This is a genomic window from Arthrobacter sp. efr-133-TYG-118, assembly GCF_030209755.1.
Taxonomy (GTDB): domain Bacteria; phylum Actinomycetota; class Actinomycetes; order Actinomycetales; family Micrococcaceae; genus Arthrobacter.
On the sequence record NZ_JARVRH010000033.1, the window covers coordinates 14,043 to 25,859 of the forward strand.

General features: G+C 63.8%; 12 protein-coding genes and 1 riboswitch. Of the genes, 2 read left to right on the top strand and 10 right to left on the bottom strand.

The features are described 5' to 3' along the window. The 8 genes from rplS to QRN59_RS22005 all read right to left on the bottom strand — a co-directional run bounded on the left by rplS (nt 1) and on the right by QRN59_RS22005 (nt 5,729). Nucleotides 1–360 carry a 50S ribosomal protein L19 gene (rplS, locus tag QRN59_RS21970; protein ID WP_284984571.1) on the bottom strand — a complete coding sequence of 120 codons (360 nt, stop codon included), beginning with the start codon at nt 358–360 and terminating at the stop codon, nt 1–3. Nucleotides 361–647: 287 nt separating this feature from the next. Next, a complete protein-coding gene (trmD, locus tag QRN59_RS21975) occupies nt 648–1,493 on the bottom strand; it encodes a tRNA (guanosine(37)-N1)-methyltransferase TrmD (RefSeq protein WP_284984572.1) in 846 nt (281 codons plus the stop codon). 1 nt (nt 1,494) lies between these two features. Then, nucleotides 1,495–2,058, bottom strand: a complete 564-nt coding sequence (rimM, locus tag QRN59_RS21980; RefSeq protein WP_284984573.1) for a ribosome maturation factor RimM — start codon at nt 2,056–2,058, stop codon at nt 1,495–1,497. 129 nt (nt 2,059–2,187) lie between these two features. Next, nucleotides 2,188–2,430: an RNA-binding protein gene (locus tag QRN59_RS21985; RefSeq protein ID WP_028267532.1), complete on the bottom strand. Its 243-nt coding sequence runs from the start codon at nt 2,428–2,430 to the stop codon at nt 2,188–2,190. A 1-nt stretch (nt 2,431) separates the two neighbouring features. After that, a complete protein-coding gene (rpsP, locus tag QRN59_RS21990) occupies nt 2,432–2,854 on the bottom strand; it encodes a 30S ribosomal protein S16 (RefSeq protein WP_284984616.1) in 423 nt (140 codons plus the stop codon). 195 nt (nt 2,855–3,049) lie between these two features. Further along, nucleotides 3,050–3,493: a hypothetical protein gene (locus tag QRN59_RS21995; RefSeq protein ID WP_284984574.1), complete on the bottom strand. Its 444-nt coding sequence runs from the start codon at nt 3,491–3,493 to the stop codon at nt 3,050–3,052. 190 nt (nt 3,494–3,683) lie between these two features. Beyond that, nucleotides 3,684–4,556, bottom strand: a complete 873-nt coding sequence (locus QRN59_RS22000; protein WP_284984575.1) for a VOC family protein — start codon at nt 4,554–4,556, stop codon at nt 3,684–3,686. Nucleotides 4,557–4,634: 78 nt separating this feature from the next. Further along, nucleotides 4,635–5,729, bottom strand: coding sequence for an amidohydrolase family protein (locus tag QRN59_RS22005; RefSeq protein WP_284984576.1), 1,095 nt, complete (start codon nt 5,727–5,729; stop codon nt 4,635–4,637). Nucleotides 5,730–5,837: 108 nt separating this feature from the next. Continuing rightward, a riboswitch (TPP riboswitch) is annotated at nt 5,838–5,945 on the top strand. Here QRN59_RS22005 and thiC point away from each other — a divergent pair. Beyond that, on the top strand, nt 5,941–7,770 hold the full coding sequence (gene thiC / locus QRN59_RS22010; protein ID WP_284984577.1) for a phosphomethylpyrimidine synthase ThiC: 1,830 nt from the start codon (nt 5,941–5,943) through the stop codon (nt 7,768–7,770). It overlaps the preceding riboswitch by 5 nt. On the opposite strand, the gene QRN59_RS22015 is transcribed toward thiC, so the two are convergent. Together QRN59_RS22015 and ffh are read right to left on the bottom strand one after the other, a co-directional pair. Continuing rightward, entirely contained in the window at nt 7,771–8,520 is a 750-nt protein-coding gene (locus QRN59_RS22015; protein ID WP_284984578.1) for an alpha/beta fold hydrolase, read from the bottom strand. Between the two features lie 101 nt (nt 8,521–8,621). Next, nucleotides 8,622–10,193 (bottom strand): signal recognition particle protein, encoded by a 1,572-nt coding sequence (gene ffh, locus QRN59_RS22020; RefSeq protein WP_284984579.1) that lies wholly within the window; start codon nt 10,191–10,193, stop codon nt 8,622–8,624. Between the two features lie 151 nt (nt 10,194–10,344). Between ffh and QRN59_RS22025 the strand changes: the two genes are divergently transcribed. Then, entirely contained in the window at nt 10,345–11,745 is a 1,401-nt protein-coding gene (locus QRN59_RS22025) for a glucose-6-phosphate dehydrogenase (RefSeq protein ID WP_284984580.1), read from the top strand. Nucleotides 11,746–11,817: the final 72 nt, after the last annotated feature.

An 11,817-nucleotide genomic window follows, 5' to 3' on the forward strand; every position in this document is an offset into this window, starting at 1 on the left:
CTACTTGCCGGTGGCGAAGTCGCGCTTTTCCTTGATCTTCGCAGCCTTGCCGCGCAGTGCGCGCATGTAGTAGAGCTTGGCGCGGCGGACGTCACCCTTGGTGACGACCTCGATCTTGTCGATGATCGGGGAGTGCACCGGGAAGGTACGCTCTACACCGACACCGAAGGAGACCTTGCGGACTGTGAAGGTTTCGCGAACGCCGTCACCCTGGCGGCCCAGGACGAAGCCCTGGAAGACCTGGACACGGGAGTTCTTGCCTTCGATGATGTTCACGTGAACCTTGATGGTGTCACCCGCGCGGAACTCGGGAACATCGTTACGCAGCGAAGCTGCATCTACGCTATCGAGGATATGCATTAATCCACTCCTGGTGAACGCCACAGGTCATCCACTTTGGGTCACGGCGGGCAAGCCCGGGGCGCAAGGCCGTCCGGAAATTACCGCCGAAGATTTTCAAGTCCAGTACCACCACTGATTGGTGGTTCCGGATTGTCAGGCTGTTGGTTACGCTCCCCCTGTGGCAGGCGCGAACCCAGTAGACACAAGGGTTAATTCTGCCATACCCCGCGAGTTCCGGCCAATCCCGAGAATGCAGGCCGGTTCTTGCGGTCAGGTGGAGGATGAAGCTGCCCGACGGCGCCGGTTCAGTCCGGGAGGTCGCTGTCCGGGCGGCGCCGCAACCGACCCTCGACGACGTCGTACCCGAGGTCGCCGAAAGCCGTCCGGTCCGCACGCGTCAGGCGGCCGGCGTCGAACTCTACGAGAAGGTCCGGGCGGCGTTCCGCCGTGCGCCGGAACTGTTCGTGCCGCCTCCACTGGGCGATTTTGCCGTGGTTGCCGCTCAAAAGGACAGCGGGCACGTCACGATCGCGCCATGACGAGGGCTTCGTGTAAACCGGGTACTCCAGCAAACCGTCGGAATGGGATTCCTCCACTAACGATTCGGGATTGCCGACGACGCCCGGAAGCAACCGTCCGATGGCCTCGACCATGGCCAAGACTGCAACCTCCCCGCCGTTGAGGACGTAGTCGCCCAAACTGACCGGGCGGACCGTGAAGTGTCCTGCAGCCCACTCCATGACGCGCTCGTCGATGCCTTCATAGCGGCCGCACGCGAAAACGAGCTGCTCTTCCTCGGCGAGCTCATAGGCAAGGGCCTGGTTGAAGCGCTCCCCCGCGGGCGAGGGGACAATCAGGACCGGCTTCGTCGTCGGTCCGTCCGATGAGCCCCCAATTGCGGCAGCCCCCGCATCGGCAGCCCGCGCATTGGCAATGGATTCCAAGGCCTGGGCCCAGGGCTCGGGTTTCATGACCATGCCCGCACCGCCACCGTACGGAGTGTCATCCACAGTGCGGTGCTTGTCCGTGGTGAAGGTCCTCAAGTCATGGACATTCAGCTCCAGAAGACCGTCCTGACGGGCCTTGCCGATGAGGGAAAGCTCGAGCGGCGCCAGGTACTCGGGAAAGATACTGACGACGTCGATGCGCATTTTAGGCGTCATCCTGTGTCTCAGCGTCGTCCTCTTCCGTATCGGAAGCCGAAGCGTCGGTGTTCAGTTCGAAGAGGCCCGGCGGAGGGGTGAGCAGCACATAGCCGTCCTCGACGTTGACTTCGGGCACGATCTCTTCGACGAAAGGCACCAGGACTTCCTTACCGTCCGCGTCTTCAATGACCAGCAGGTCCTGGACCGGCATGGTGTTGAGTGCGGTCACCTTGCCTACGGTCTGCGAGCCGACGCGGACCTCAAGCCCGACGAGCTCATGCTCGTACCAGCCTTCGTCGTCGTCCGCTTCCAGCTCTTCCGTCTCGATGAACAGCTTCGCGCCGCGGATTTCCTCCGCTTGGTTGCGTGTGGAGATCTCTTCGAAACCGAGCAACAGGATGTCCTTGTTCCACCGGGCGCTGGTGATGGTCAAGGGACCGGCCTTCGCCGGCTCCACCACAAATTCGGTGCCCGGGACAAAGCGATCGCCGGGGGCGTCAGTGAGCACCTGGACGGTGACTTCGCCGCGGATTCCGTGGGGCTTGCCGATTCGGGCAACCTGGAGCTGCATGGGGTTCCTCTGATTTCTTCGCTGGGGGCCGGCTTAGGGACCAGGCTGGGGTTTGCTCGTAAAACAATCCGGCCCCTCCACCATAATCTGGTGAAGGGGCCGGATCTAAGACAAGTATTGCTGAACGCGTTACCGGCGACGGTCGGTGTCGACGACGTCGACCCTGACCTGCTCGCCGCCCGCCAATGCCGCAATCACAGTGCGCAAGGCGCGTGCGGTGCGACCCTGGCGACCGATCACCCGTCCGAGGTCGTCCTGGTGAACGCGCACCTCGAGGGATTCCCCGCGGCGGTTGTTCTTGGCACTGACCTTGACGTCCTCAGGGCTGTCAACGATCCCACGGACCAAGTGCTCGAGCGCTTCTGCCAGCAACTTACTCAGCCTCGGTGGTCTCTGCTTCAGCGTCAGCGGGAGCTTCAGCTGCTTCCGACTGCTTGGCCTTCTTGGTGATGGCTTCCGGGATGATGACGGAACCCTTCTCCGGTGCAACGAAAGCAGGCTTGGCGACCTTGGTCTTCAGCGTGCCTTCCTGGCCCGGGAGACCCTTGAACTTCTGCCAGTCGCCGGTGATCTTGAGGATCGCGGCAACCTGCTCGGTCGGCTGGGCGCCGACGGACAGCCAGTACTGTGCACGCTCGGAGACAACCTCGATGTACGAGGGCTCTTCGGTGGGGTGGTACTTGCCGATTTCTTCAATCGCACGGCCATCGCGCTTGGCGCGGGAGTCCATGACGACGATGCGGTAGTACGGTGCGCGCATCTTACCGAAGCGCTTAAGGCGAATCTTTACGGCCACTTTTGTGGTCACTCCTGTTTCTGAAACGGGGTTGAGCCCGTCGTTCTGCACCCGTGGGGCGGGCCATACTTGAGGGTTCCAAGGACAAGATGCACACACGGAGAGAGGGGCCGCGCGGATCGAGTACCTGTCCATTGTGCCAGATGGCAGACAGTATTTCGAACACGCGGCCCATGCGGCGGGTTTTCTGCGGGGTTACTGCTCTGCAGACCAGACGTAGAGACCGGCCCGTTCGGCGTTTTCGACGTCGCTCGCGAGCGCCGCCAACTGCTGGACATACAGGCGGGACTGTTGGGCATCAAAGGGCATGTCTTCTTGGGCCGCCCAGCGTTCGGCGACGTCGTCGAGGATGCTTCCTTCGCCCTCGGACTCGTAGCTGAGAAGCTCGGACAGGGCGCGCACCATGGCTTCGGGGACGCCCAGCAAGGCGTCGCTGGTGACGTCCACCAAAGCGAGTTCATAGTCGGCCCCGGCAGCGTGCACGGCCGTGCCGGCCAGGTCGCCGAGTTGTTCTACTTCGAAATCGCTGATTCCCGGGATCCGCACAGCGGCGCCGGATACGTCACTGCCCTTCTCCAGGGCAGCGGCCCTCTTGAGTGCTTCATCGTGGGTGGCAACAAAGATTTCAGCAAAGCCCATGGAAAGTACTCTCATTCATTCGTGGCAACGGAGCTGCGGCGCGGCGGCCGAAATGCGCCACGCCGTCACGCGCCAAGTCTAACTGGCGAGGGGTCCCCGGCCGAGCGAAGCGAGGTTGGGGAGCAAGTTGGACGCTAACGGGCGAGGGGTCCCCGGCCGAGCGAAGCGAGGTTGGGGAGCAAGTTGGACGCTAGCGGACGGCGACCCGCAGCCGGTTGCGCCACGGGTCCTCGAAGCGCAACTCCTGGCCGGTGTGGTGGGAGCCAATGCCGGCAACCTTGAGGCGGTCGGCGAGCGCGCCGACGGCGTCTGCTGACGGCACCTCGATGACAACCTCGCCGAGCCCGAGCGTGTCCTTGCGCGGACCTGCACCACGGCTGTTCCAGACATTCATGGCCATGTGGTGGTGGTAGCCGCCGGCGGAGACGAACAGGGCCTGCCCGTGCCACCCGGCGGTCTGCTCGAAGCCCAAGGTGTCGACATAGAAATCATGGGCAGTCTGCACATCGCCCACCTGGAGGTGGACATGCCCGACGCCGGCGCCCGCCTCATGCTGGCCTGTCACCGCCGCTTCGCTCAGGTATTGCTGGAGGTAGCGCTGTGGTGGGAGCGGCAGGCTGTCCATGACGACTGAACTGCCGTTCCACTCCCAGCCTTCGCGGGGCTTGTCGTAGTAGAGCTCGATGCCGTTGCCCTCAGGGTCGGTGAAGTAGAAGGCTTCGCTGACCAGGTGGTCCGCGCTGCCGACGAAGGCGTGGGGTTCATACTGCGCAGCGGAGGCAACAGTTGCGGCGAGCGAGGATTGGTCTTCGAAGAGCAAGGCTGTGTGGAAGAGTCCAGCCTCTCCACGACCCGGGATCTGGAGCCCCGAGGCCGGCGCGAGGTGCACCAACGGATTGCCGAGCCTGCCGAAGTAGAGTCCACCATCCTGTTCGGCGACGACGTCCAGCCCCAGCGCCCGCTGGTAGTAGTCGCCCATGAGCTTCATGTCCCCCACTTTGAGCATGACCGTACCCATGGTGAGTTCGGCAGGAAGAAGATCCTGGCTGGATGTGATGGTCATGTGAAACTCCCGGTTTTTTGTGGCGCCGCCCTTCGGCAACCTCTATACATCTAAATTACTTGAAGCTTCAATTTATTCCTAATGCCCGGCACTTCCTGAAATATGTCCCCTCAGCACGGTGCATTGCGGCTCCAGCACCACCTCAAGGGACGCGCGGGGATCGTGTGCGTAGAGCACGACGTCGGCACTCGCACCTTCGCTGATGCCGTCGGCACCCAGCCACTCGCGGGCGGACCAGCAGGCGGCATCGAGCGCAGCAGCAGCGGGAAGGCCGGCGCGGTGCAGTTCCAGGATTTCCTCGCCGATCCGGCCGTGCTTGATGACGCTGCCGGCGTCGGTCCCGGCGTACACCCGCACTCCGGCCTCGAATGCCTCGGCGACGCGTTCATGCCTGAGCTCCCACAGCCTGGTCATGTGGGCGGCGTAACGCGGGAACTTCGCTTCCGCCTGCTTCGCGATGTCCGGAAAGGTCGCAATGTTGATGAGGGTGGGGACGATCGGCACACCCTGGTCCAGGAGCCTGGGAATGTGATGCGGCAACAGGCCGGTGGCGTGCTCGACGCAGTCGATGCCGGCGTCGAGCATGTCGTCGATAGTCCCTTCGGCGAAGCAATGGGCAGTCACCCTGGCTCCCTCGGCGTGTGCTGCCCCGACCGCGTCCTTGACGATGGCGGCCGGAAAGGACGGGCCGAGATCCCCGGCGGACCGGTCGATCCAGTCCCCTACGATCTTGACCCAGCCGTCTCCGGACCGCGCCTGTTTGCGCACCGCCTCCACAAGGTCCTCCGGCTCGACTTCTTCGGCCAGTCCGGGGATGTACCGGCGTTGCCTGGCAATGTGCCTGCCTGCGCGGATGATCCTGGGCATGTCCGTCCGGCGCTGCAGCCAGCGCGTGTCGCTTGCGGATCCGGCGTCGCGGATCAAGAGAGTCCCGGCGTTCCGGTCCGCCGCCGCCTGCAGTCGGGCAGTCTCATCGTCCACGGTTCCGCCCTTGCCCAAGCCAACATGGCAATGCGCATCCACCAGGCCGGGCAACACCCATCCGTCCAGGATGGCGTCGGGCGCGGCAGCGGGCGGCAGAAAGGTCAGCCGTCCGTCGACCGACCAGAGGCCTCGCCGTTCTTCTTTCGGTCCCGTGAGGACAGCGCCTCTGAACTGGATGATTTCCGCCATGATTCCACCTTAAACTCCACACCGTTCCCGGCCCGGTCACATCTGTCCTCGGTCACATCTCCGCTCCGTCACATCTCTCCCAAGCACCAATAGCTGTGATAGCTTCGTCTACGACCACACGGGGGCCCTTGCAAGGGCTGAGATCGGGCTGACGCGGCCTGCGACCGTTGAACCTGTCCGGGTAATGCCGGCGAAGGAAGTGAGTAATCCTTTGAGCACCAAAGAAACACAACTGAGCCCTACCCAAAACGGATCGGCGCAAGAGGTGACCCAGTCCCTCAAGTCGCATTCCCTCGCGTTCCTGGAAGACACGGAGACGGGAATCCGGGTTCCGGTCACGGAAATCGCCCTGGAACCATCCCCCAACGGCGAGGCCAACGCGCCGTTCCAGATATACCGCACCGCTGGGCCAGGAAGTGATCCCGTGGTTGGCCTCGAGCCGTTCCGCAGCGAGTGGATCGAAGCCCGCGGCGACACCGAGGCATACAGCGGCCGCGAACGGAACCTGCTCGACGACGGCAAGTCGGCCGTGCGCCGCGGCGCCGCCTCCGCTGAGTGGAAGGGCGCACAGCCGGTGCCCCGCCGCGCCGTCGACGGCAAGACCGTGACACAGATGCACTATGCCAAGCAGGGCATCGTGACGCCCGAAATGCAGTTCGTGGCACTTCGCGAGAACTGCGATGTTGAACTGGTCCGCAGCGAAGTCGCCGCCGGCCGCGCCATCATTCCCAACAACATCAACCACCCCGAATCCGAACCGATGATCATTGGCAAGGCCTTCCTCGTGAAGATCAACGCCAACATCGGCAACTCCGCCGTCACCAGCTCCATCGCCGAAGAAGTGGACAAGCTGCAGTGGGCCACGCAATGGGGCGCGGACACCGTCATGGACCTGTCCACGGGTGACGACATCCACACCACCCGCGAATGGATCATCCGCAACTCCCCCGTGCCGATCGGCACCGTGCCCATTTACCAGGCCCTCGAGAAGGTCAATGGTGAAGCCAACAAGCTCACATGGGAGATCTTCCGCGACACCGTCATTGAACAGTGCGAGCAGGGCGTGGACTACATGACCATCCACGCCGGCGTGTTGCTTCGCTACGTGCCGCTCACTGCCAACCGCGTGACGGGCATCGTTTCCCGCGGCGGCTCCATCATGGCGGGCTGGTGCCTGGCGCACCACGAAGAAAACTTCCTGTACACCCATTTCGACGAACTCTGCGAGATCTTCGCCAAGTACGACGTCGCGTTCTCGCTCGGCGACGGCTTGCGCCCTGGAGCGACGGCGGACGCCAACGACGCTGCGCAGTTCGCCGAGCTCGACACGCTCGCGGAGCTCACGAAACGGGCGTGGAAGTACGACGTGCAGGTCATGGTCGAGGGCCCCGGGCACATCCCGTTCCACCTCGTCCGCGAGAACGTCGAGCGGCAGCAGGAGCTGTGCGACGGCGCACCGTTCTACACGCTCGGCCCGCTCGTGACCGACGTTGCTCCGGGCTACGACCACATCACCTCGGCCATCGGCGCCACGGAGATCGCACGCTACGGAACCGCGATGCTCTGCTACGTCACCCCAAAGGAACACTTGGGCCTGCCGAACAAGGACGACGTCAAGACCGGGGTGATTACGTACAAGATCGCCGCCCACGCCGCTGACCTTGCCAAGGGACACCCCGGCGCCCACGAACGCGACGATGCCCTGTCCAAGGCCCGCTTCGAGTTCCGCTGGCGTGACCAGTTCGCGCTGTCATTGGATCCGGTCACCGCGGAAGCATTCCACGATGAGACGCTCCCGGCAGAACCGGCCAAGACGGCGCATTTCTGTTCCATGTGCGGACCGAAATTCTGCTCCATGCGCATCAGCCAGGACATCCGCGACGAATACGGCTCCGCGGATTCCCAAGCGGCCATCGCGGAAATGTACAGCGGGATGCGCGAAAAGAGCGAGGAGTTCCTGGCATCCGGCGGCAAGGTCTACTTGCCCGAGCTCGAGGTTCCCGCAGGAAAGCTCGGAACAAAGTCAGGACGCCTGAACTGATCAGGAAGCTTGGACTGATCCGGCGCGGCTGACATCCGCGATGAAGGACCGGATCATCCGGTCTCCTTCAACTGAGTCATGAGGCCGGTGTCCTCCAGCCGCAACGCGGTGGAGGGCGCCGGTTTCCTGCAAGTAGCCGGCGATCTCTTCGTAGAGGGGTTCCCAACCACCGGTCAGGACAAGCGTGGGGACCCCCGGCACAATATGCAGGGGCGCTTCCCACGGCGGAGCCTGGAGCCGCAGGCGCCGAGCGGTACGCCGGGCCTCCGGGGTGCTGAGGACGGCCGCCTCCGAGGAAAACGCCCTGCGAACGAATTCGCGTTGGTAATCGTCATCGCTGAGTTCGTGCCGGATCCGGAACAACGGCTCCATGAGTGCCCGGTAAGCCGCGGTGGCGGGCAACTCGGCCGTCAATGAAAGACAAGCAGGTTCCACCAGCACGAGGGACCGGACCAGGTCCGGCCGCTCCACCGCGGCCAACATGGCTGAAATCGCGCCTTGGGAGTGCGCTACGACGTGGCCTCCACGCGCGGGGCCGGAGGATGACGCGGACTCCCGTCCTCCAAGGCACTCCAGGATAATGTCCACATCCGCGGCAACGTCGGATTCCAACGGCTCGACCTGCGCATCAAAGCCGTGGCGTTTCAGGAACAGTGCGTCGTACTTCAGCGCCATACCGTGTTGTTTCGGCCAAGCGGCAGCGCCGAATGTACCGGCTCCGTGGACGAACACAACGCGCTGCTTTTGCATTCCCCCAGCCTATGGCACGGGGCTGACACCCAACTACCTGGCAATTGATGCCGTTCTGAGCCCTCAAAACGACACCTACTGCTAGCCAGTTGGGTGGACGGTTACTTGCCGCCGAGGAACTTGTCGAAGCCCTTGGGCAGGTTCAGCTGCGAGGGATCGAAGTCGCCGCCCGCCTGGCCGAACGCCGCGCCGGTGGGAACGGCTTTCGCCCGCTTGTTCTCGGCGTCGCGCAGTTCCTGGGCCGCCTTGGCGGGGTTACCGGAACGGGCCTTCTTCTTGGGCGCGTTTTTGCTTCCCTTGCGGGAACCGCCGCCTCCGAGGCCGGGCATGCCAGGCATCCCGGGCATGCCGCCGCCCTGGGCCAGTTTCTTCATCATCTTCTGGGCCTGCGCGAAACGCTCCAGGAGGCCGTTGACCTCGGAGACGTGGACACCGGAACCACGTGCGATTCGGGCGCGACGGGAACCGTTGATGATCTTCGGAGCCAAACGCTCGTGCGGGGTCATGGAGCGGACAATCGCCTCCACGCGATCGATTTCGCGCTCGTCGAACTGCTCCAGTTGCTGGCGGATGTTCTGCGCACCCGGCATCATCATGAGCATCTTCTTCATGGAACCCATGTTGCGGATCTGCTGCATCTGGGCGAGGAAGTCGTCCAAGGTGAAGTCTTCCTGGTCGGCGAACTTCTTCGCCATCCGGGCCGCTTCATCCTTGTCCCAGTTCTTCTCGGCCTGCTCGATCAGGGTGAGAACGTCACCCATATCGAGGATGCGGGAAGCCATGCGGTCGGGGTGGAACAGTTCGAAGTCGTCGAGGCCTTCGCCGGTGGACGCGAACATGACCGGCTTCCCGGTGACCGACGCTACCGAGAGGGCGGCGCCACCGCGGGCGTCGCCGTCGAGCTTTGACAGCACAACGCCCGTGAAGTTGACGCCTTCATCGAAGGCAACCGCCGTGTTGACGGCGTCCTGGCCGATCATGGAGTCGATCACGAACAGAACTTCGTTCGGGATGATCGCTTGGCGGATGCGGCGCGCCTGGTCCATCATTTCGGCGTCGACGCCGAGGCGGCCCGCGGTGTCCACGATCACGACGTCGTGCAGCTTCTGGCGGGCTTCGTCGACGCCGGCGCTTGCGACGGCGACCGGGTCGCCGGTGGGAACATCCAGATCCGAGGTGGTGCCCGGGTGCGGCGCGAAGACGGGAACGCCGGCCCGTTCGCCGACAATTTGGAGCTGCGTCACGGCGTTGGGACGCTGGAGGTCGGCGGCGACGAGCACGGGGCTGTGGCCTTGGGCCTTGAGCCATTTGGCAAGCTTGCCCGCGAGGGTGGTCTTACCCGCACCCTGCAAGCCGGCGAGCATGATGATGGTGGGGCCGGTCTTCGCCAAGCGGATACGACGGGTCTCGCCGCCGAGGATCTCCTGGAGTTCCTCGTTGACGATCTTGACGATCTGCTGGCTCGGGTTCAGGGCCGCGGAAACCTCGGCGCCCAGGGCGCGTTCACGGATGCGGCCGGTGAACTCGCGGACCACGGGAACGGCAACGTCGGCGTCCAAAAGGGCGCGCCGGATCTCCCGTACGGTGGCGTCGACGTCGGCCTCGGTGAGGCGGCCCTTGCCACGGAGATTCTTGAAGGTTGCTGTCAACCGGTCAGAGAGTGAATTGAACACGCGCCGTGCACTTCTTTCAATGGTCTACGAATGGCGGCCGTTCCGACGCACCAATATCTTGACGATTCCTGCCCCAAACAAATCTGACTCAACTGAGGGACTCGACTATCTAGGGTACCAAGACGCGCCTGCAAGATGGCATGCTGGCACAGTGACCAGCAAAACAACAGTAAATACGTTGCTCATCCTAGGCGCCTCCGGAGATCTGACGGGCCGATTGCTGTTGCCGGGCCTTGCCAGGCTCGTGGCCAACGGCCTCGCAGACGGCCTGAAACTTGTCGGAGCCGGCTCCGACCCGTGGACGCCCCAGCAGTGGACCAAACGTGTGGGTGGCGCCTTCGAGGAGGCCGCCAGCGGTGCAGGCGCCGCCGGCAAGAAAGCAATCGCGGCCTTGGAGAAAAGTACCGAATATCAGCAATTGGATGTCACGGCCGACGGCCAGCTCGCGACGCTCCTGGCCGGGCTCGAAGCACCAATCGCCGTTTATTTCGCTTTGCCCCCGCACATCAGCCAGAAGGCCTGCGAGGTCCTCACTGCCGGGCAACTTCCTCCCGGAACAAGCCTGGTGATGGAAAAACCCTTCGGATCCAGTTCCGAATCCGCCCGGGAACTCAACAAGACCCTCGCCGCGTTGGTCCCGGAAGACCATATCCACCGCGTGGACCACTTCCTTGGCAAGGCCACCGTGTTCAACATCCTCGGCCTGCGCTTCGCCAACAGCTTCCTGGAGCCGGTGTGGAACCGGGACCACATCGAGAAGGTGGAGATCATCTTCGACGAAGACCTCGCACTCGAGGGGCGTGCGCGCTACTACGACGGCGCTGGCGCCCTCAAGGACATGATCCAGAGCCATTTGCTCCATATCATGGCGCTGCTGGCCATCGATGCCCCCTCCAGCATCGGCGAGCGCGATCTCCGCGACGCGATTTCAACGGTGCTGCGCGCGAGCAGCATCACCGCACCCTACAAGAAGTCAACCCGGCGGGCGCGGTACACCGCCGGCCGGACCGGCGACCGTGACGTGCCTGACTATGTCGCGGAAGCGGGCGTGGACCCTGCCCGGGAAACGGAGACGCTCGCGGAAGTCGAAGTGGGAATCGACACTTGGCGCTGGAAAGGCGTCCCCTTCATCCTGCGTTCGGGAAAGGCGTTGGGTGCCGCTCGGAAAGAGGCCATTGTCACCTTCCGGCCCGTTCCACACCTGCCGTCCGGATTCGAGGGCGTGGACTCCCCCAACCGGCTGCGCATCGGGTTCGGTCCTGACACCCTGCAGCTCGACGTCGACGTCAACGGTCCTGGAAACATCTTCACGCTCAATCGCGTGACACTCAACGCGGAATTGAATGCTTCTGATCTGCTGCCCTACGGAGAAGTGTTGGAGGGCGTCATTACCGGCGATCCCCTGCTCTCAGTCCGCGGCGACACCGCCGTCGACTGCTGGCGGATCATCGAGCCCGTGATCAAGGCCTGGGCCAAGGATTCCGTACCGCTCGAAGAGTACGACGCCGGCGGGCCCGGTCCCGCGGACTGGCCCACCGCCGTCGGGGGCTAGCCAGACGGCCGCACTCCTTCGGAAGCGCACACGCAAGAGGGGCCGGGTACCTTTGCAGGTACCCGGCCCCTC

Bases quoted from the DNA above. Each gene is read 5' to 3' on its own strand.
- QRN59_RS22015 (WP_284984578.1), bottom strand. From the start codon at position 8,520: ATGCAAAAGCAGCGCGTTGTGTTCGTCCACGGAGCCGGTACATTCGGC.
- QRN59_RS22005 (WP_284984576.1), bottom strand. From the start codon at position 5,729: ATGGCGGAAATCATCCAGTTCAGAGGCGCTGTCCTCACGGGACCGAAA.
- rimM (WP_284984573.1), bottom strand. From the start codon at position 2,058: ATGCAGCTCCAGGTTGCCCGAATCGGCAAGCCCCACGGAATCCGCGGC.
- rplS (WP_284984571.1), bottom strand. From the start codon at position 360: ATGCATATCCTCGATAGCGTAGATGCAGCTTCGCTGCGTAACGATGTT.
- trmD (WP_284984572.1), bottom strand. From the start codon at position 1,493: ATGCGCATCGACGTCGTCAGTATCTTTCCCGAGTACCTGGCGCCGCTC.
- QRN59_RS22000 (WP_284984575.1), bottom strand. From the start codon at position 4,556: ATGACCATCACATCCAGCCAGGATCTTCTTCCTGCCGAACTCACCATG.
- QRN59_RS21995 (WP_284984574.1), bottom strand. From the start codon at position 3,493: ATGGGCTTTGCTGAAATCTTTGTTGCCACCCACGATGAAGCACTCAAG.